Here is a 19,019-nt window from a genome sequence, read left to right as displayed (position 1 = left end):
GACAAGAAGAGCGGCGACGACGCGAAGTCCTCCGCCGGCAAGCGGACCGCCGCCGACACCCCGCCGCCCGGCAAGGGCACGGGCACGGCCAAGACGGCCGCCGCCACGGTGCCGGAGGCCATCAAGGCCATCCCCGTCCGGCACTACGGCCGCTGGGTCTCCGCCGTCCTCGTGCTCGGTCTGCTGGCGCTGCTGGTGAACGCCTTCGCCACGGCGAACGTGAACTACAGCGCGATCCCCGACTACCTCTTCAATTCGACAGTCGTCGAGGGCCTCGGCAAGACGATCCTGATCTCGGTGCTCGCGATGGTGCTGGGCCTCGTGCTCGGCATCCTGCTGGCCGTGATGCGGCTGTCGAAGAACCCGGTGACGTCGTCCGTCTCCTGGGCCTATATCTGGTTCTTCCGGGGCACGCCGGTCTATGTCCAGCTGCTGCTGTGGTTCAACCTCGCGCTGATCTTCCCGTACATCAATCTCGGTTTCATCTACCGGGACGAGATGAGCGACTTCATGACCCCGTTCATGGCCGCGCTGCTCGGCCTGGGGCTCAATGAGGCCGCGTACATGTCGGAGATCGTCCGTGCGGGCATCCAGTCGGTCGACGAGGGCCAGACCGAGGCCTCGCACGCGCTGGGCATGAACCAGAGCAAGACGCTGCGCCGGATCGTGCTGCCGCAGGCGATGCGCGTGATCGTGCCGCCGACCGGCAACGAGTTCATCAACATGCTCAAGACCTCGTCGCTGGCGGCGAGCGCGGCCCAGTACCTGGAGCTGCTGCGGTCCACCTCGGACATCGGCCAGACCACCGGCGCCACCGTGGAGATGCTGTTCCTCGCGGCCACCTGGTACCTGATCCTGACCAGCGTCTTCAGCGTCGGCCAGTACTACCTCGAGCGGCACTACGCCCGTGGCTCGCTGCGCAGCCTGCCGCTCACCCCGTGGCAGAAGGTCAAGAAGAACCTGGCGACCGTCGGTCACCGTTCCCCCGGAGGTATGAGCGCATGAACGCGATGGTGAAGGCCGAGGGCGTCCACAAGTCCTTCGGCGCCGCGCACATCCTCAAGGGCATCGACCTCGAGGTCGCCCCGCGTGAGGTGTTCTGTCTGATCGGCCCGTCCGGCTCCGGCAAGTCCACCTTCCTGCGGTGCATCAACCACCTGGAGAAGATCAACGCCGGTCGGCTGTCCGTCGACGGCGAGCTGGTCGGCTACCGCCAGAAGGGCGACAAGCTCTACGAGCTCAAGGACAGCGAGGTCGCTCTGAAGCGACGGGACATCGGCATGGTGTTCCAGCGCTTCAACCTCTTCCCGCACATGACCGCGCTGGCCAACGTCATGGAAGCGCCCATGCAGGTCAAGGGCGTCAGCAAGTCGGTGGCCCGCGAGCGGGCGATGAAGCTGCTGGACCGGGTCGGTCTCGCCGACAAGGCGGGCAACTACCCCTCCCAGCTCTCCGGCGGCCAGCAGCAGCGCGTGGCGATCGCCCGCGCGCTGGCCATGGAGCCGAAGCTGATGCTCTTCGACGAGCCGACCTCCGCGCTCGACCCGGAGCTGGTCGGTGACGTCCTGGACGTCATGCGGGGCCTGGCCGAGGACGGCATGACGATGATCGTCGTCACGCACGAGATGGGCTTCGCCCGCGAGGTCGGCGACGCGCTGGTCTTCATGGACAACGGCGTGGTGGTCGAGTCCGGCCACCCGCGTGACGTCCTGACCAACCCGCAGCACGACCGGACGAAGTCGTTCCTGTCGAAGGTGCTCTGACGGATCACCGCGATACGCACAGCGCGGGGGTACGGGCCGTGAAGGCTCGTACCCCCGCGCTGTTCTGCGGTGCGGCGGAACTCAGTCGGTGTGGATGTGCACCGCGTTCTTCGAGCCGGCCTCGGTGGGCCTGAAGACGGCGCCCTTGGTGAACGACACCTTGCTGCCGTCCGCGAAGACCACATAGCCGGAGTGGTCACCGGCCCGCATGTAGAAGATGTAGTTCACGTTGATGTCCAGGTCCCCGGAACCCTTGAAACAGCCCATGGGCCACGGCTGGACGAAGCCTTCGAACTGAAACTGGGTGGTGTTCTCGCGGTCGCACGTGACCGGCGCCAGCGGCGTGGTGGCGGCGTTCGCCGGAGCGGACGCGAGGGCCGCACCCGCAGCCGCGGCGAGCGCCACAGCGGCGAGCTTGGCCGACTTGACGAAACGCATGGGTTCTCCTTCTCTCAGTGGTGGGCCGGGCTCAGTTGGTGTGGATGTGCACCACGGTCTTCCAGTCCGGGATGCTGATGTCCCCGCCACTGGTGAAGGACGACTTGGTGCCGTCCGCGAAGACCACGTAGCCGGAGTGGCTGCCCGCCCTGCCGTACATCGCGTTCTTCACGTTGACGTCCAGGTCCCCGGAACCCTTGTAACAGCCCAGGGGGAACGCCGAGATGAAGCCCTCGAACTGCAGCTGAGTGGCGTCGGAACGGTTGCACGTGACCGACGTCAGCGACGTGGTGGCGGCGTTCGCCGGAGCGGACGCGAGAGCCGCACCCGCAGCCGCGGCGAGCGCCACAGCGGCGAGCTTGGCCGACCTGACGAAACGCATGGGTATCTCCTTTTCGCAAAGGTGAGGAACCCGCTCATCGTCCGTGGCCGCTTGATCCCGACACCACCCGGATTGCAGCTAACTGCCAGGAGAGAAAGGGGCGTTGGCCGCTTCGGGCGCCCGGCTCACTTGAGTGCGAGGACCATGGCGTCGGAGGGCGAGCGCCACACCGTGCGGGCCTCCGCGAACCCGGCTTCGCGCAGGGTCGTCGCGTGCCAGTCGGCGGAGGGTGTCTCGCCGTCGGCGTGCTCGCCGTAGATCTCGAACCGCTCGGCGGTGGGCCCGGCCAGCACCGGGTCGGCGGCGGCCAGCTCCCACCAGGCACGCCAGTCGAGGGCGCCCTCGGCCTTGGCGCGGTCCATGCGGGCGTGCCGCTGGGCGCGGTCGGCGGCGTTGATCCGCGGCGTCGACTCGTCCGGCATGTGGTCGGCGTTGAGGAAGACGCCGCCCTCGCGGACGAGCCCGGCGAGCTGTCCGTACAGCGCGCGCAGCGGTTCGACGCGGAGCCAGTGCAGGGCGGTGGCGGTCAGGACGGCGTCGTAGGAGTCGTACGGCAGCTTCGCGGTCCAGGCGGGGTCGGTGAGGTCGGCGGTCACGAACGTCACGCGCGGCTCGTCGGCGAAGGTGCCGCGAGCGATGGCGAGCAGGGCGGGGTCGAGGTCGACGCCGACGGAGACGGCCTTGGGGAAGCGCTCCAGCAGCCGGCCGGAGATCGAGCCCGTGCCGCAGGCGAGGTCGAGCACCCGCGCCTCGGCGCCGGCGAAGGCCTCGACCATGTCGAGCATGACGCGGAACCGCTCCTCGCGGTCGGGGAGGTACCACTCCTGCTGCCGGTCCCAGCTGGTCTGCCAGGCGTTCCAGTCCGTGTTGGGGGTCTCGGTCATGGTGGTGCCTCCCACGCGCGCAGTCCTGTAATACCCTCGGCACTGAACCGACCATTACTGATCGACACCCGCGACCATAGACCGCCTCCGTAAGGACCACAAGTGGAACTGGCCTATTACTCGGACTACGCCGTGCGGCTGGTCAACAGCGAGGAGCCCACACGAGGCACCGACGCGCTCACCTCCGTCGAGGCCGTACGGGATCTTTTCGGCGCGGGCTCCCAGGGCGCGCGGCGCGCGACCGACAGCGACGTCACCCGCCTGCGATCGGTGCGGGCCCGGCTGCGCGCGGTGTTCGAGGCGGCCTCCGAGGGCGACGAGGTACGGGCCGTGGACCTGCTCAACGCGCTGCTGATGGAGTTCCCGGTCAGCCCCCAGGTCTCGGGCCATGAGTTCCGCGACGAGGACGGCCGCCCCAAGTGGCACATGCACATCGCCGACCACGCGGTGAACGCCGGCGCGTCCTACACCGCGACCGCCTGCATGGGCCTCGCCGTGCACCTCACGGAGTACGGCGTCGACCGCCTCGGCATCTGCCAGGCCAGCCCCTGCCGCAACGCCTACCTCGACACCTCCACCAACCGCTCGCGCCGCTACTGCTCCGACCGCTGCGCGACCCGCGCCAACGTCGCCGCCTACCGCGCCCGCAAGCGCCGCGAGAGCCAGGAAACGGTGCGCCCGGAGGACGGCTCGGCCGTCAGCGGCCGCACGGCCGAGGCGATCCAGGACAGCAGCGCGACCGCCGACCGCTGACCCGCCCCGGGCGGCCGCCGCAGCCGCAGCCGGGCGCGGGCCACCACGAACTCGTCCGGCACGGTGCCGAACTCCCGACTGTCGTTCTCCACCAGCGGGTTGTCCCCCACCACCCACCACCCGCCGGCCCGCCGCTCGACCGCGCGCTTGACGATCAGCAGATCCTGCCGGAACGGGTGCCGCAGCACCACCACGTCACCCGGCCGGACGGTCGCCCCGTACTGCACGACGATCTGATCCCCGGGGTTCAGCGTCGGCACCATCGACGGGTTGTAGACCTCGGCGAGGCCGATCCGCAGCAGTCCCCGACGCTCGCGCTCCAGCTCCTGACCGCGCTCGTCCACCTGCTCCTGCACCACGGCACCTCCCGGTCCGTTCCGCCACCGGTCCCAGACTGTCACCGGTCTTTTGTCCTAAGCCCCCCGGGGCACCCGAGAAAAGCCTTCCCACACCGAGTAATCTCGCACCTGAGAAGACGATCACGAGGAAGGACAGCACATGCTTTCCCGCCTGTTCGCCCCCAAGGTGAAGGTCAGCGCCCACTGCGACCTCCCCTGCGGCGTGTACGACCCTGCCCAGGCCCGCATCGAGGCCGAGTCGGTCAAGGCAGTCCAGGAGAAGTACCTGGCCAACGAGGACGCGCACTTCCGCGCCCGCGCCACGGTCATCAAGGAGCAGCGCGCGGAGCTGGCCAAGCACCACGTCTCGGTGCTCTGGAGCGACTACTTCAAGCCCCCGCACTTCGAGAAGTACCCCCAGCTCCACCAGCTGGTCAACGACACCCTGAAGGCCCTGAGCACCGCCAAGGCCTCGACGGACCCGAAGACCGGTGAGAAGGCGCTGGAGCTCATCGCGGAGATCGACAAGATCTTCTGGGAGACGAAGAAGGCCTGACCCCGGTTCCGGGTCATCCGGCCCGAACTTTATTTCGCCCGCACCCGGCTCGTCGGGGCTCCCTTTCGGAGCCCTCGACGGGCCGGGTGCGGTCGTTCGGCGGGCGATCCGCGGGGGTGCCCTCACACCATGGTGAGCAGCGCGGCGAACCGGGCGTTGCTCGACCGCGCGGCGACGGGCCCGACGGCGGTCTCCCACTGGCGGCAGGTCGCCGTGACGAACGCCGCCACGGCTCGGGGATCCGCCGAAGTCCAGCAGTCAAAACGGGTGGCCCATTTCCGGACGTCATCGGGGGCGCAGTCGGCTTCGAGCAGCCGTACGGCCGTGTAGGCGATGTCCACCCAGGCGGGGCCGAGGGCGGGCGTCGCCCAGTCGACGAGGTACGCCCGGTCGTCGGTGACCATGAGGTTGTGCGGGTTGGTGTCCGTGTGCAGGAGCGTGTCACCGTCCAGGAGGCGGAGGTCCCCGGGCCCGAGGAACCGCGTCCAGCGGTCGGCGAACCTCGGCACGGCGGTGTGTCTCGGGGCGCGGAGGGCCTGGGCCGTACGGAGTGTCTCCGCGACCAGCGGCAGGTCGGCCGACCCGGCCGACAGATCCGCGTGCCGCCCCTCGATGTGCTCGAACCCGAGCAACTCCCAGCCGTCGGCCACGATCCGCCAGCGGAGCCGGGGGCCGACGTCGAGTACGTACGGGTTGACTGCCGCTTCCCACCGCTGCGCGGCGCACGCCCCGGCGTCGTGCAGGGGCACCCCCTTCACGAACGTCGAGCCCCGGGCCGTCGTCAGGCTGGTGGCCGTGGCGCAGTTGAGGCCGTGCGGGACGGCGCCCACGGCGATGACGGGCCCGGTGCGGGCTTCGACGGCAGCGCGGAGGGAACGGGGGAGGTCGTTCCAGAGGGTGCGGGCTGTCATGGGGTTCTCCCCGGGTGGGCGGGGGTCGTCAGCCCCCACCCACGGTCGGCCGAACTACTGCGGGCTTCCGCACTTACGGCACCGCGTCGCGCCACTCCATTGGACCCAGTCGTGATCGCAATCGTCGCTCATGGTGCCCTCCTCGCATTCCGGTGATCGAGTGAAGGATCATCCGACGTCCTCGCTCCGGGGAAAGCGGCTCGCTTGTGCCGCGTCCGCGGCCAAGAGGTTCAGCCGTTCGACCGAGTTGGCGGCCCGGAGGTGTGCCGGTCGTCGGAGAAGCGCGCCCGGGCTTGCGCAGGTCCCAGCTTCATGGCTGCACCGTACGCGAGGTCGGTGGCAGGTCGGTCGCCGCCCAAATCCACCTAACCATTAGCCCCCAAAGGCCATCTCACTGTTGGATGTGGGCATTCATCCACACAACCGGGGGACTCATGTTCGATGTCTTCGCCCTGGCGCTGCCCAGTCTGCTGGCCGTCGGCGGTATCGCGGCGATGGTCTGGGCGGTCGTCCGGTTACGGCGGCTCAGATCCGCCTGGCGCAGCGGGCTCACCGCGCACGCCGTCTGTCTGCGTTCGTACGCGACCACGCGGACCCGGCGGAACGGCATGCACCGCAGCAGTTCGACGACGCTGACTCATCTCTACGAATTCACGACCCCCGAGGGGCAGACGCTGCGCTTCGAGGAGTCGGGCGGGCCGTCGTCGGTCGTCCCCGGGGACACGGTTCCCGTGCGCTATCCCGCCGGACGGCCCGACCGGGCGACCGCGGTTCCGCCCGGTGACACGAAGGCCCTGGTGGGCACCGGGGTGTTGCTCGCGTTTCTCACCGTCTTCGTCACCGCTTGTGTCGGGTTCGGCATCTTCTATCTGACCGTATTCAGCGGTCTGAAGGACAAGGCGAAGGACGTCATCGAACGGTCGGAGGACGGGGTGAACGCCCCCGCCCACAGCCCCAGTGCCCCCGCCCTGCCCACCGGGCCGCCGGATGGTTTTCCCACCGGGCCGCCCGAGGGCTTCCCCACCGATCTGCCCACTGACATGCCCACTGACATGCCCACCGGATTCCCGAGCGGGTTCCCCGGCCGGCGGTAGTCGGCCGACGCGGTCACGACGGCTCCGTGGCAGCGGCCACCGCGGCCGCGAAGGCCCGTAGGCGGGCGGTGTCGGCGTCGCGGCGGCGGACCAGGCCGAGGGCCGAGTCCGGCAGGCCGGTGACGGGAACGAAGGTGATGTCGCCACGGCCGTGGTAGTCGGCCGTCGGCCGGCACAGCAGCATTCCGCCACGGTTCGCGGCGACCTGCGTCAGGCCCTCCTGGAGCGTGGTCACCAGCGGCCCCCGGGGTACGGGCCGCCCGCCGGGCGTCACCGCCGGGGCCTGGGCCTCGCGCCAGTAGGCCGGCGCGGTGCCGGCGGGGGCGACGAGGGGGCAGTCGGCGAGGTCCTCGGCGGACAGCGAGGAGCGGTCGGCGAAGGGGTGGCGCAGCGACACCGCGAGGGTCTGGCGCTGCCGGGAGAAGACCGGGCCGAGCGCGAGGCCCGGCTCCCGTACGGGCAGCAGCACGATGGCGGTGTCGACCTCGCCCCGGTGGACCGCGCCGAACGGGTCGGACAGCGGGATCTCCGTGATGTCGACCGCGCACCCGGGATGGTCCCGCTGGAAGGTGTCGATGGCCGCCATGACCCGGCCGTCGGCCGTGCCCTGGAAGCCGACCCGCAGCCGGCCCGCCACCCCCCGGGCGGCTTCGCGGGCCTCCTCGACCGTGCCCTTGAGCGCGTCGTAGGCGGGCCGCAGCCCGGCGAGGAAGCTCTCGCCGAGCGGGGTGAGGGCGACCCGTCGGCTGGTGCGTTCGACGAGGCGGGCGCCGATACGGGTCTCCAGCGCGCGCAACAGTTGGCTGACCCGGCTCTGCGTCAGATACAGCCGCTCGCCGGTACGACCGAAGTGCAACTCCTCGGCGAGCACCAGGAAGCACTCCAGCTCCCGCAATTCCACGCGTCCCACTCCCCAGCCGTGATCGATAAGCCTCGCTCATGGAAGGGTGAGACATCCGGCGTTGTTCCCGGGCGCGCGGCTGCCGAGGCTGGGCGCATGTCGAAGATCAACGAATCCGCAGGCGGCTGGCCCGCCGTCGCGGCGGTCGCCGCCGCCACGTTCTCGGTCGTCACGACCGAGATGCTGCCGGTCGGACTGCTCACCCCGATCGGTGCCGGCCTCGGTGTCTCGGCCGGCACGGCCGGGCTCACGATGACGGTTCCCGGGCTGGTGGCCGCGGTGGCCGCGCCCCTGGTCACGGCGGCGGCGGGGCGCTGGGACCGGCGGTGGGTGCTGGTCGCCCTGATGGGACTGCTGGCGGCGGCCAATCTGCTGTCGGCATGCGCGACGGACATCACGGTGCTGGTGGCGCTGCGGGTCCTGGTGGGCGTGTGCATCGGCGGCGTCTGGGCCGTCGCGGCGGGGCTGGCGGTACGCCTCGTGCCGGAGAGGTCCGTCGGGCCCGCCACCTCACTGATCTTCAGCGGGATAGCGGTGGCGTCGGTGCTGGGCGTACCGGCCGGCACACTCACCGGCGAACTGGGCGGCTGGCGCGCCTCCTTCGCCGTCATGGGAGCCGTGTCCCTGGCCGTCGCGGCCGCCCTGGCCGTGACGCTGCCGCCGCTGCCCGCCGAACGGGCGGCCCGGCTCGGTGACGTCCCGGAACTGCTGAAGCACGCGCGCGTACGGGTCGGGCTGCTCGTCATCCTGCTGCTGGTGACCGGGCACTTCGCCGGATACACCTTCGTACGCCCCGTGCTGGAGCGGGTGCCGGGGACGGACGCCGGGCTGATCACCGCGTTGCTGCTGGCCTACGGAGTCGCCGGCGTGGCCGGGAACTTCCTCGCCGGGGCGGCGGTCGTCCGCGGCCCCCGCACGGTCCTGGTGGTGATCTCCGCGGTGCTGGGTCTGGTGATGCCCGCGGTGACGGTCGCCGGAGGCGGCACGGTGGGGGCGGCCGTGTTGATGGTCGTGTGGGGGCTGGCCTACGGAGGGGTGTCGGTCAGCACGCAGAGCTGGCTGCTGGCGGCCGCTCCCGGGGCGCGGGAGACGGCCTCGGCGCTGTTCGTGGCGGTGTTCAACGTGGCGATCTCGCTGGGGGCGCTGCTGGGCGGGCGGGCCGTGGACACGGTCTCGCTGTCCGGCGCGCTGTGGCTGGGCGGCCTGCTGGCGGCGGGGGCGCTGGTGACGACGGCCTCGGCGCGGGCGGCACGGCCGTCGTCACGGGTGTGAGGTGGCCGTCACACGTACGGCCGGTGGACGACCCGTACCGATGCGCGGTAATGAGCCGCTGATCGCTGGGTAAGCGTCGGGGTGGACCGAGAAGGAGCCGCCACATGGTTGTCATCGAATCCCCCGAGGGGGACGCCGCCGGGGCCCGCCACGCGACGGCGGAGTTCCTGGCCCGGCACTGCCCGTGGGCCGACCTCGAGGCCGTTGTGCTCGTCGTCTCCGAGCTGGTCGCCAATGCCATCCGGCACACGGACGGCTGGTGGCGGCTGTGCGTACGGGCCGCCAGAGGCCTCCTCGTGGTGGAGATCGCCGACGCCAGCCCCCAGCCACCGGAGCCGCGTACGCCGAGCCTCACCGGCGGCGGCGGCTTCGGCTGGCACATGGTGCAGCGGCTGGCCACCCGGGTGGAGGTCGACCAGCGCCCGGAGGGCAAGACGGTGCGGGCCACATGGCTGCGGCCCGCACCGTCCATGCCGACACCGACAGGGCCGTCGGCCACGGCACTGTCGGCGGGCTGAATCGGCTGACCGGGCTCGGTATCGGCTGAGTATCGGCTGACCGGGCCTCGGTCGCCTGAGTCGGCTGACGAGGAACGGCGGCACGGAACCTGGCGAGGATGACACCCGGGGCGACCCGGCCGACGGGGCCGCCCCGGCCGGCCCGATCCCGTCAGCCGGGCTCAGTCGCCACAGGCGGTCGCCTCAGTACAGGCGGTCGCCTCAGTCGCTACACCCGCCCGAGCAGTCCCGCCCGTAGCTTGGTCAGAATGCGGGCCAGCAGCCGCGAGACATGCATCTGGGAGATCCCCAGCTCGGCGCCGATCTCCGACTGCGTCATCTCACCGCCGAAGCGCATGCGCAGGATCTCCCGGTCGCGTTCGCTCAGATTGGCGATCAGCGGCTTGAGCGCGTGCACGTTCTCCACGCCCTCCAGGGCGGGGTCCAGTTCGCCGAGCCGGTCGGCGTAGGTGGCGCCGGACTGTTCGGAGCCCTCGTCGACCGGGGCGTCGATCGATCCGGCGGTGTAGCCGTTGCTCGCGACTATCCCCTCGATGACCTCTTCCTGGCTCAGTCCGAGGTATTCGGCCAGCTCGGCGGCGGTCGGCGCGTGATCGAGGCTCTGGGAGAGTTCCCCGGTGGCCTTGGCGAGGTCGACGCGCAGTTCCTGAAGACGGCGGGGCACGTGGACGGACCAGCTCGTGTCCCGGAAGTGACGCTTGATCTCGCCCACGATGTAGGGGACGGCGAAGGTGGTGAACTCCACCTCGCGCGCCAGGTCGAACCGGTCGATCGCCTTGATCAGACCTATGGTGCCGACCTGGACGATGTCCTCCATCTGGTCACCGCGGCTGCGGAAGCGCGACGCCGCGAAGCGCACGAGCGAGAGATTGATTTCGATCAGGGTGTTCCGCGCGTACTGGTATTCGTGCGTGCCCTCTTCGAGCTCCTGGAGCCGGTCAAAAAAGATCTTTGACAGATCTCGGGCGTCGCGCGGGGCCACGGCAGTCGCGTCCTCGATATACGGCAGCCCCCCGACCGCTTCTTCGGACCGCTGCGTAGCAGCCGCAGAAAGCTCTGTCGCAGATGCCGTGATGGTCACGTCGTCCTCCCCGGGTCCGTGTATTGGCTCAGGTCCGCCTACCCGACCCCAACGCGACCATGCCTGCTTGTTTCGCCGGAGGCGGAATTAACGGAATGGGGGGATTCGCGAGGGAAGCTGAGGGGCCGTCGGAGGCGTGACGACCCGGCGGGACGAACGGGTTGGGTGAGGCGGGCAGAGACAGGAGCGAGCGAGAGGGGCGGGAGAGGGAAGCCAACTGTTACCCGCCGGTCAGTTCGCCTTCCCTTTCCGGTCACCACCGAACGTGAACATGCCACGCATGACCGCATCGATCCGGGCCCGCCGCGCCGCCGTCGCCACGGCCGTCACCACCCTGGCCCTGGGCGCGACCCTCGCCTCCGCCCCCGCCCAGGCCGCCACCACGAGCACCGTCGGGAAGGCCGCCGAGAACACCGCCACCGCGCGGACCTCCGGCACCGCCGGGCTCAAGGGCGTCGACTACGACACCTGGCAGCGCGACGTGAAGGCCGTCATCGACCAGGCGCGCCCCTACGTCACCGAGCGCACCCGTGACCCGCGCGGCCGGAAGCAGGCCGTCGTCCTCGACATCGACAACAGCTCGCTGGAGACGGACTTCCACTGGACGACGTTCCCCACCCCGGCCATCCAGTCGGTCCTGGAGCTGACCCGCTACGCGCACGAGCGCGGCGCCGCCGTCTTCTTCGTCACCGCGCGGCCCGGCATCCTCGAGTCCGTCACCGCCTACAACCTGCGCGCGGTGGGCTACCCGGTCAGCGGCGTGTACGTACGCCACCTCCCGGACCTCTTCCAGGGCGTGAGCACGTACAAGACGGCGAAGCGGGCGGAGATCGAGGCGAAGGGGTACACGATCATCGCCAACATCGGGAACAACACCACCGATCTGGTGGGCGGTCACGCGGAGCGGACCTTCAAGCTGCCGGACTACGACGGCAAGCTGTCCTGAGCCCCGCCGGTGCCGGGCGCGGCGGACGCGGCGGCGGGGGCGGAGCCCAGGACAGCACGGGGAGCGCCGATCAGTAGGGGTCAGGCACGGGACTTGCTGCGGTCCAGGGCGTACACGCCCAGCGCGGCCAGGGCGATCTGGATGAGCCACTTGATCCAGTCCACGCCCTTGGTGTCGCCCACGCCCAGCAGATGGGCGAGGTAGGCACCGACGAAGGCGGCGACGATGCCGACGGCGATCGTCCACAGCACACCGATGTGCTGCCGTCCCGGGACCACCAGACGGCCCAGGACGCCGATGATGATGCCGATCACAATCGCACTGATAATGCCTGAGATTTCCACGACTTCCCCTTTGCGGCCGGTTTCCTCGTGTTAGGTCTGCCCAGCCGCGACGGGCGCATGTCAGCCCGTTGTCCCCGGTCGGGGTGCCTAGACTGGTCCTTCCCGGGCGCCGTGACGCCCGGGAGGGACGGGAGATCAGACAGTGGCCGCAGGCGCCGGGAGCTTCGAGAGCTTCGAAGGGGGCTTCGACGACCCGTCGGTCGATCCGTCGGGCGATCCGTCGCCGGAGGTGCTGGCCGAGGCCGCCGCCGCGTTCGGGCTGCTCGCGTCCTCCGCCCGGCTGCACCTGGTCTGGGCGCTGGCCCAGGGCGAGAGCGATGTGAGCGGGCTCGCCGAGCGGGTGGGCGGAGCGCTGCCCGCCATCAGCCAGCATCTGGCGAAGCTGAAGCTCGCGGGGCTGGTGCGGTCCCGGCGCGAGGGGCGCCGCGTGGTGTATCTCGTGGACGACCCGGATGTGGTGACGATCGTCCGTCTCATGGTCGGCCAGCTCGCCGACCGCAGGGCCGAGGGCGCCGGTGCGCACCCCGGTGCCCGGGCCGGGCGCCTTCGTGGCCTGGGCGCCTGAGGCCCGTACGGCGGCCGTGCGCGGCGCGGACGGCACGACGCTCGAAGTGCTGCGCGCGCTGGGGAGCGGGCCGCGCGGGCTGGTGGAGGAAGAGGCCGAGGAGCGGCTCGTCCGGCACGGTGAGAACACCTTCCCCGGGCGCCACCCGGACTCCTGGCAGCGCCGGTTCGCCCGCAGCCCGCGTGACCCCTTCACCGCCGTCCTCCTCGTCCTCGGTCTGGTCTCGGCGGCCGTGGCGGCATGGGGCACGGCCTGCGTCATCGCCGTCCTGGTCCTGGTCAGCTGTGTGCTGCGCACCACGGGCGAGCACCGCGCCGACCGCAGTGCGGCCGCGCTCCGCGACCTCCTCGCCACCACGGCGACCGTCCGCCGCCGCGCCACGGCCGCCGCGCCGCCGCTGACCCGCGAGCTGCCCGTCGACCAGCTCGTGCCGGGCGATGTCGTCCTCCTCGCCCCGGGCGACGTGGTCCCCGCCGACCTGCGGCTGCTGCGCACCACGGCCCTCACCGTGCACGAGGCCACTCTGACGGGCGAGTCGGCGCCGGTGCGGAAGTCCGTGGACGCCGACGGGCCGGGGGACGGCGGGCCCCCCGCGCTACCCCTCGGCCACCCGCACCTCTGTTTCCAGGGCAGCAGCGTCGTCTCCGGCAGCGGCAGCGGCGTGGTCGTCGCGACCGGGGCCGACACCGTGCTCTCCGGTGCCCTGCCGCGCGCCGGCGGGCGGCCCCGGCCGCCGAGCCCGTTCGACCGCTCGGTGAACGGCATCGCGTGGACGCTCATCCGCTTCACCCTGCTCACGGCGCCGCTCGTGCTGATCGCGAGCGCCCTGCTGCGCGGGCGGGGGCTGGAGACGCTGCCGTTCGCCGTGACGGTGGCGGTGGGGCTGACGCCCGAGATGCTGCCGGTCGTCGTGACGACCGCGCTGGCGCGCGGCGCGGCACTGCTCGCGCGCGGCGGGGAGGTGATCGTCCGGCGGCTGCCCGCGCTGCACGACCTCGGCGCCGTCGATGTGCTGTGCGTCGACAAGACCGGGACGCTCACCGAGGACCGGCCCGTCCTCGCGTTCTGCGAGGGCCCGGACGGCCGCGCGGACCCCGAGGTGCTGCGCTGGGCCGCCGTCAACGCCCTGTGGACCCTGCACCTCTCCGAGCTGCCGGTGCCCGACGCCCTGGACGAGGCGATCCTCGACGCGGCCGAGGGCGCGGCGGGGGACGCAGGCGAGGTGAGCGCGCCGGACGCCGGCCGCTTCGAGGAGTTCGAGGGGGTCGAGGCCCTGCCCTGCGGGCCCGGCCGGCGGCTGTCGACCGCCGTCGTGCGCCCGCCGGGCGACCCCCGGTTCACCCTGGCGGCCCGCCACACGCTCGTCGTCAAGGGCGCGCCCGAGGACGTGCTGAACCGCTGCGCCCGGGCGGCCGGTGCGGAACTGGGGGCCGACGGGTGGGAGCGGCTCGCCCGCCGGGCCGGGGAGCTGGCCGCCGAGGGTCTGCGCGTGCTCGCCGTCGCCCGCGCCACGTGCCCGGCCCGTAGTCGCCCGTACACCCCGGCCGACGAACGGGATCTGGACTTCGTGGGCTTCGTCGCCCTGAGCGACGCGCCCGCGCCCACCGCCGCTGAGGCGCTCGCCGTCCTCGCCCGGCACGGGGTGGACGTGAAGGTCCTCACCGGCGATCACCCGGGCACCGCCGCCCGCGTCTGCCGTGAGCTGGGGCTGGCCCCGGGCCAGGTGGTCACCGGCGAGCGGATCGACGCCCTGGACGATGCGGAGCTGGCCCGGCTCGCCGTGCGCACCACGGTCTTCGCGCGGTGCGCGCCCGAGCACAAGGCCCGGGTCGTCCGGGCGCTGCGGGCCGCCGGCCACACCACGGGGTTCCTCGGCGACGGGGTCAACGACCTGGCCGCGACGGTCGCCGCCGACGTGGGGATCTGCCCGCGCGACGGGGTGGACGTGGTGCGGGAGGCCGCCGATGTGGTGCTGGCGTCGAAGGACCTCACGGCCCTCGACCGGGCGATCGTCGCCGGGCGGCGCAGCACCGGCAATATCGCCGCCTATCTGCGGATCGCCCTGTCGTCCAACGTCGGCAATGTCATCGCGATGCTGGTGGCCGGGCTGCTGCTGCCGTTCCTGCCGATGCTCCCGGCGCAGGTGCTGGTGCAGAACCTGTGCTTCGACGCCGCCCAGCTGGCGCTCGCCTTCGACCGCCCCGGGCCGGGCGCCCATCTGCGGCCGGCGCTGCTGCGGCCGCGCGCGCTGCTGCGCTTCGTGACGGGTTTCGGGCTGCTCAACGCGGTCGCGGACCTGGCCACGTTCGGCGTACTGGCGCTGGCCCTGCGGTCGATGGGGGAAGCGGAGGGGCAGTCCGCGTTCCACGCGGGCTGGTTCACGGAGAACCTGCTGACGCAGGCGCTGGTGATGCTGCTCCTGCGGTCGGGCCGGCACGCGGCCGAGGGCCGGGTGCCGGGTCCGATCCGGCTGGCGACGACGGCGCTGGCGGTGGTCGGTCTGCTGCTGCCCCTGTCCCCGCTGGGCCCGCCGCTGTCCATGACACCGCTGCCGCCCTTGTATTACGGACTGTTGGCGCTGGTGCTGGTGGTGTACGGGTTGCTGTTGGCGGCTGCACGGGCCCGCCAGCCAAACCCGTCCGGCGATTGAGGACGCCGGACGGGCTGGATTCCGCTGAGCTCAGCCACAACAAGCCCGCCCGGCGATTGAGGACGCGCCCGCAGGGCGCCCGCCGCCGCAGGCGGCAAGACGGGCCGCAGGCCAGACCGTCCCCGACCGGAGGTCAGAAGTCGCCGCCTCCGAAGCCACCCCCATCCCCGAAACCACCACCACCGCCGTCCCCGAAGCCACCGCTGAAGTCGTCCGGGTTGTAGTCCGAGCCGGTGTAGTCGCCGCCTTCCGGTCCGCCTCCCCCGTCGCCCGAGGACGCGTACGCGGGGCCGCTCATCATGCTGCCGAGCATCGTGCCCATGAGCAGGCCCGGCAGCAGTCCGCCGCCGAAGTAGCCGCCCGCCCAGGGGGCGTAGGCGGGGCCCGCGTTCCAGTACGGCTGGGGGCCGTTCGCGGTCTGGACCGTGCGGGACATCGGCTCCTCGCCGTCGGCGAGCCGGGCCGCGTCGGCGGCACACGCCGGTACGGTCCGGGTCGCGCCGCCCGGGGGCGCCCACTCGACGTCGGAGACGGACGGCCCGTGGCGCGGGTCGAAGAAGCAGGGCATGCGGCGCTCGGGCAGCGGGGCCCCGGTGCGGCGCGCGGCGAGGGTGGCCAGGGCGAAGCGGCCGTCGTCCAGGGACTCGGTGACGCCCTTGACGTCCTGAGGTTTGTCCGCCGCCGCCATCTTCGACTTGGCGTCCTCGTACGCGTCGAGGGCCCGTTCGTAGTCGGCGCGCATCGCGTCGTCGGCACCGGCCTCGCCGGGGGAGAAGTCGAGCCGGTCCAGTTCCTCGCCGAAGGCGGTGATGTCCTCGTCGACCACGACCCGCAGGGCGTCGAGCTCCGCGCGCTCGCGGGCCTCCCTCCTCTTCTTGTTCCGCCGGTAGAGGGCGTACGCGCCCGCGCCACCGGCGACGACGACCGCGCCGCCCGTGATCAGCCCGCCCGTGTCGACGCCGTCGGATCCGGCGCCCCAGGCATCGGGCGCGTGGCCCCTGGCCACCCGGTCGGCCTGGTCGACGAAGCCGTTCAGCATGGTCGCGGTGTCACCGCCGGACCGCTGGACGGATCCGACGAGGTTGGTGACGGCGTTGCCGGACATCACCGAACGGTCGGCCTTGGCGCTGAAGGCCTTGTCACCGAGGTGCACGGCGTAGACGCCGGCGATGCCGACCTTGGTCCGCAGGTCCTGGATGACGGTGGCCCGGGGGAAGTCCGCGTTGTCCGGCAGGACCGCGACGAAGACCGGCTTGTCCGCGTCCTTGATCTTCTGCGCCAGTGCCTCGGCGTCGGCCGCCGGGAGCTGCGCGGACACCCGGGGGTCGACATAGACCGGGCTCTTCTTCAGGGCCTCCGCCACGGTGTCCACTCCCGTGGCGGCGTGCGCCGCCGGGGCGAAGAGTCCCGCACCGGCCAACGCGAAGAGGGCGACGAGCAGGGCCAGCAGCGGCCTGGGCAGCGCCCGTGGGGTGGCGGACATGGCGGTTCTCCTCGGACAAGAGAGCGGAGCACGGGAGAGACGGGCTGTACGGCAATTACTCACTGGTACTCATCACGTACGGATCGGGCACACTTCGCATAGGCGTCGGCTCACTCAGCGTCTACCACGAAAACGGATCAATCGGTCACTCTGTTCCCCCGGATCTCCCCCTGGCCCGGCCTCGCCCGCCCCGCCGCCGCCGTCAGCCATACGAGAGGTTGGCGCACGGGTCGTCGTCGGCCGACCGCGCCGTACCGGCGACGCCGGAAGGCACCGGGCCGGGCGTCGCCTCGGCGGGGGCCGCCGCGACGGCGGGCGGCCCGCTGGGCGCCGCGGCGAAGTCATGGCCGACGGTGACCGCGAGCCCCTTGACGGACGTTCCCCTGACGAACGCGCCGGGGAACAGCCGGGCCAGCTCCCGCGCGTGCCCGGCCTCGCCGGGACCGAACTCGATCACGGTGACGCGCTGGTCCCGGGCGCGGGCGGTGGAGGTGTCGGCGACGGTGAACCCGTGCTCCTTGAGCGAGGCGGCCGCGCGGGCGGCGAGGCCGTTGACGGTGGTGCCGTTGGCGACGGAGACGCTGACGCCCCCGCCCGAGACCGGCTGCGAGGGGGACGGGCCGGAGGTGGTGGCCTTGCCGCCCGCCTGCTTCTTCGCCGCGTCCTTGCCGTCGAGCGTGCGGTCGGCCCGCAGTGAGGCCCACAGCGCGTCGGCCTCGGGCTGGACGAGGGCGACGCGATTGCCCGCGTAGCGCCAGGGCACGGTGATGAACTTGGTGTCGTGCAGGTCGATCTTCTTCAGCGACATCGCGAAGGAGAGCAGTTTGTCGGCCGAGCCGAGTCCGGGGTCGACGGTCATCGACTTGGTGGCCGCGTCCGCCAGCGGCAGCAGCGTGCCGGGGCTGAACCCCTGCGAGCGCACCTTCTTGATCATGGCGGCGACGAACGCCTGCTGCCGCTGGATGCGGCCGATGTCGGATCCGTCGCCGATACCGTGCCGCACGCGCACGTAGTCCAGCGCCTTCTGCCCGGAGACGCTCTGCGAGCCCTTGCGGAAGAGCAGCTCGCCGCGGGCGCCGCGGTTCGGATTGAGGTCGCCCTCGTAGACGTCCTTCGGCACGCACACCTGGACGCCGCCCACCGCGGAGGTCATCGCCGAGAAGCCCTCGAAGTCGACGACGACGGTGTGGTCCACGCGCAGCCCGGTGAGTTTCTCGACGGTGTTCTGGGTGCAGGCGGGATTTCCCTTGGCCGACTCCCCCACGGAGAAGGCGGAGTTGAACATCGCGTCGGTGCGCGGAGCCGTCCAACTGCCGTCGGGCAGTTTGCACGGCGGGATGTCCACCAGGGTGTCACGGGGGATGGAGACGGCGACGGCGTGCTCGCGGTCGCCGTAGACGTGCAGCAGGAACGCCGTGTCCGAGCGGCCCACGTCGCCCTCCCCGCCGCCGAGCCCGCTGTTGCCGCCGGAGCGCGAGTCCGAGCCGATGACGAGGACGTTCTGTCCGCCCGCGCCGGCGCCGGGCCGGTCGCGGGCCAGGCCGTCGGCGTCGAACACGTCGATGTTGCCGTTCAGCCGGAGGTAGAGCCATCCGACACCCGCGGCCAGCAGTACCAGGAACACCACCCCGACGGAGGTCACCTTCCGCGTCCGGTGCGTCGGCTTGCCTCGGGTGCCCGTCATATCCGTGCCCTCATCCACTCCCCCGGTCCGTACTGGTTCACCGAGCTAGACGGCCCACCGGGCCTTTTGGTTGTCCAGTTGCGCAATCTAGCAAGTATGGTGAGGGCGAATTCTCTGCGTATTTCCTCGCATATGACGCACAAGGAAGGTGGGCCGCCGATGCTGCGCAACGCCCTGGAGCCCTGGCACATACTCGTCGTCGTCCTCGCGATGGTGGTCCTGTTCGGCTCCAAGAAGCTGCCGGACACCGCCCGCGCGCTCGGCAAGTCCATGCGCATCCTCAAGAGCGAGGCCAGGGCCATGAGGTCCGACGGGACCGACGCCGCCGGAACCGATACGTCCGGTGAGCCCGCCGCTGCCCCGGGGAGCCCCGCCGACAGCCGCCGGTGATCTTCACTTCACCTGGGCGTCCCCTCCGGTACACCCGCCCCTGGTGAGCTTCCTTCCGCCGGGCAG

The 19,019-nt window shown here is 71.6% G+C and carries 21 protein-coding genes; 11 read left to right on the top strand and 10 right to left on the bottom strand.

What is annotated here, in order from left to right:
- Positions 1-108 precede the first annotated feature (108 nt).
- Positions 109-1,005 carry an amino acid ABC transporter permease gene (locus AB8O64_RS24515; protein WP_370423958.1) on the top strand — a complete coding sequence of 299 codons (897 nt, stop codon included), beginning with the start codon at positions 109-111 and terminating at the stop codon, positions 1,003-1,005.
- Positions 1,002-1,763: an amino acid ABC transporter ATP-binding protein gene (locus AB8O64_RS24510; protein ID WP_365214852.1), complete on the top strand. Its 762-nt coding sequence runs from the start codon at positions 1,002-1,004 to the stop codon at positions 1,761-1,763. The genes AB8O64_RS24515 and AB8O64_RS24510 overlap by 4 nt, the downstream gene beginning before the upstream one ends.
- Before the next feature lie 81 nt (positions 1,764-1,844).
- Here the strand turns inward: AB8O64_RS24510 and AB8O64_RS24505 are convergent, their stop codons facing one another.
- From AB8O64_RS24505 to AB8O64_RS24495, 3 genes are all read right to left on the bottom strand, one after another.
- On the bottom strand, positions 1,845-2,201 hold the full coding sequence (locus AB8O64_RS24505; RefSeq protein ID WP_370421412.1) for a hypothetical protein: 357 nt from the start codon (positions 2,199-2,201) through the stop codon (positions 1,845-1,847).
- A gap of 31 nt (positions 2,202-2,232) precedes the next feature.
- Positions 2,233-2,583, bottom strand: coding sequence for a hypothetical protein (locus AB8O64_RS24500; protein ID WP_370421410.1), 351 nt, complete (start codon positions 2,581-2,583; stop codon positions 2,233-2,235).
- A gap of 125 nt (positions 2,584-2,708) precedes the next feature.
- Entirely contained in the window at positions 2,709-3,467 is a 759-nt protein-coding gene (locus AB8O64_RS24495; protein ID WP_370421408.1) for a trans-aconitate 2-methyltransferase, read from the bottom strand.
- Between the two features lie 102 nt (positions 3,468-3,569).
- Between AB8O64_RS24495 and AB8O64_RS24490 the strand changes: the two genes are divergently transcribed.
- Positions 3,570-4,220, top strand: a complete 651-nt coding sequence (locus AB8O64_RS24490; RefSeq protein WP_370421406.1) for a CGNR zinc finger domain-containing protein — start codon at positions 3,570-3,572, stop codon at positions 4,218-4,220.
- Here AB8O64_RS24490 and sodX read toward each other — a convergent pair.
- Positions 4,103-4,576 (bottom strand): nickel-type superoxide dismutase maturation protease, encoded by a 474-nt coding sequence (gene sodX, locus AB8O64_RS24485; RefSeq protein WP_370423957.1) that lies wholly within the window; start codon positions 4,574-4,576, stop codon positions 4,103-4,105. The genes AB8O64_RS24490 and sodX overlap by 118 nt on opposite strands.
- Positions 4,577-4,718: 142 nt before the next feature.
- Here sodX and sodN point away from each other — a divergent pair, with 142 nt between their 5' ends.
- Positions 4,719-5,114 carry a superoxide dismutase, Ni gene (sodN, locus tag AB8O64_RS24480; protein WP_130879876.1) on the top strand — a complete coding sequence of 132 codons (396 nt, stop codon included), beginning with the start codon at positions 4,719-4,721 and terminating at the stop codon, positions 5,112-5,114.
- A gap of 122 nt (positions 5,115-5,236) precedes the next feature.
- Here the strand turns inward: sodN and AB8O64_RS24475 are convergent, their stop codons facing one another.
- Positions 5,237-6,025, bottom strand: a complete 789-nt coding sequence (locus AB8O64_RS24475; RefSeq protein WP_370421404.1) for a phosphotransferase family protein — start codon at positions 6,023-6,025, stop codon at positions 5,237-5,239.
- A 434-nt stretch (positions 6,026-6,459) separates the two neighbouring features.
- Between AB8O64_RS24475 and AB8O64_RS24470 the strand changes: the two genes are divergently transcribed.
- The gene (locus AB8O64_RS24470) at positions 6,460-7,119 is read left to right on the top strand and encodes a DUF3592 domain-containing protein (RefSeq protein ID WP_370421402.1); all 660 of its coding nucleotides are present in this window, start codon (positions 6,460-6,462) and stop codon (positions 7,117-7,119) included.
- 13 nt (positions 7,120-7,132) lie between these two features.
- On the opposite strand, the gene AB8O64_RS24465 is transcribed toward AB8O64_RS24470, so the two are convergent.
- The gene (locus tag AB8O64_RS24465) at positions 7,133-8,029 is read right to left on the bottom strand and encodes a LysR family transcriptional regulator (RefSeq protein ID WP_370421400.1); all 897 of its coding nucleotides are present in this window, start codon (positions 8,027-8,029) and stop codon (positions 7,133-7,135) included.
- 87 nt (positions 8,030-8,116) lie between these two features.
- On the opposite strand from AB8O64_RS24465, the gene AB8O64_RS24460 reads away from it, so the two are divergent.
- Both AB8O64_RS24460 and AB8O64_RS24455 read left to right on the top strand, forming a co-directional pair.
- Positions 8,117-9,292 carry an MFS transporter gene (locus AB8O64_RS24460; protein WP_370421399.1) on the top strand — a complete coding sequence of 392 codons (1,176 nt, stop codon included), beginning with the start codon at positions 8,117-8,119 and terminating at the stop codon, positions 9,290-9,292.
- A gap of 104 nt (positions 9,293-9,396) precedes the next feature.
- The gene (locus AB8O64_RS24455) at positions 9,397-9,810 is read left to right on the top strand and encodes an ATP-binding protein (protein ID WP_370421397.1); all 414 of its coding nucleotides are present in this window, start codon (positions 9,397-9,399) and stop codon (positions 9,808-9,810) included.
- Positions 9,811-10,018: 208 nt separating this feature from the next.
- On the opposite strand, the gene AB8O64_RS24450 is transcribed toward AB8O64_RS24455, so the two are convergent.
- A complete protein-coding gene (locus AB8O64_RS24450) occupies positions 10,019-10,885 on the bottom strand; it encodes an RNA polymerase sigma factor SigF (protein ID WP_370423956.1) in 867 nt (288 codons plus the stop codon).
- A 286-nt stretch (positions 10,886-11,171) separates the two neighbouring features.
- Between AB8O64_RS24450 and AB8O64_RS24445 the strand changes: the two genes are divergently transcribed.
- A complete protein-coding gene (locus AB8O64_RS24445; RefSeq protein WP_370421395.1) occupies positions 11,172-11,837 on the top strand; it encodes an HAD family acid phosphatase in 666 nt (221 codons plus the stop codon).
- 80 nt (positions 11,838-11,917) lie between these two features.
- On the opposite strand, the gene AB8O64_RS24440 is transcribed toward AB8O64_RS24445, so the two are convergent.
- The gene (locus AB8O64_RS24440) at positions 11,918-12,181 is read right to left on the bottom strand and encodes a GlsB/YeaQ/YmgE family stress response membrane protein (protein WP_362218050.1); all 264 of its coding nucleotides are present in this window, start codon (positions 12,179-12,181) and stop codon (positions 11,918-11,920) included.
- A gap of 229 nt (positions 12,182-12,410) precedes the next feature.
- On the opposite strand from AB8O64_RS24440, the gene AB8O64_RS24435 reads away from it, so the two are divergent.
- Both AB8O64_RS24435 and mgtA read left to right on the top strand, forming a co-directional pair.
- Positions 12,411-12,746 carry a metalloregulator ArsR/SmtB family transcription factor gene (locus tag AB8O64_RS24435; protein WP_356457852.1) on the top strand — a complete coding sequence of 112 codons (336 nt, stop codon included), beginning with the start codon at positions 12,411-12,413 and terminating at the stop codon, positions 12,744-12,746.
- Positions 12,730-15,396 carry a magnesium-translocating P-type ATPase gene (mgtA, locus tag AB8O64_RS24430; protein ID WP_370421392.1) on the top strand — a complete coding sequence of 889 codons (2,667 nt, stop codon included), beginning with the start codon at positions 12,730-12,732 and terminating at the stop codon, positions 15,394-15,396. The genes AB8O64_RS24435 and mgtA overlap by 17 nt, the downstream gene beginning before the upstream one ends.
- 133 nt (positions 15,397-15,529) lie before the next feature.
- Here mgtA and AB8O64_RS24425 read toward each other — a convergent pair whose 3' ends face one another.
- Entirely contained in the window at positions 15,530-16,879 is a 1,350-nt protein-coding gene (locus AB8O64_RS24425; RefSeq protein ID WP_370421390.1) for a hypothetical protein, read from the bottom strand.
- A 202-nt stretch (positions 16,880-17,081) separates the two neighbouring features.
- The gene (locus AB8O64_RS24420; RefSeq protein WP_370421388.1) at positions 17,082-18,563 is read right to left on the bottom strand and encodes an LCP family protein; all 1,482 of its coding nucleotides are present in this window, start codon (positions 18,561-18,563) and stop codon (positions 17,082-17,084) included.
- Between the two features lie 159 nt (positions 18,564-18,722).
- On the opposite strand from AB8O64_RS24420, the gene tatA reads away from it, so the two are divergent.
- On the top strand, positions 18,723-18,953 hold the full coding sequence (gene tatA / locus AB8O64_RS24415; protein ID WP_370423955.1) for a Sec-independent protein translocase subunit TatA: 231 nt from the start codon (positions 18,723-18,725) through the stop codon (positions 18,951-18,953).
- Positions 18,954-19,019 lie beyond the last annotated feature (66 nt).

Origin of the sequence: Streptomyces sp. QH1-20 (genome assembly GCF_041283565.1) — a bacterium.
GTDB classification, from domain to species: Bacteria; Actinomycetota; Actinomycetes; order Streptomycetales; family Streptomycetaceae; genus Streptomyces; species Streptomyces syringius.
Note: the sequence above shows the minus strand (reverse complement) of the source record. Positions and strands in the feature narration are given on the sequence as shown.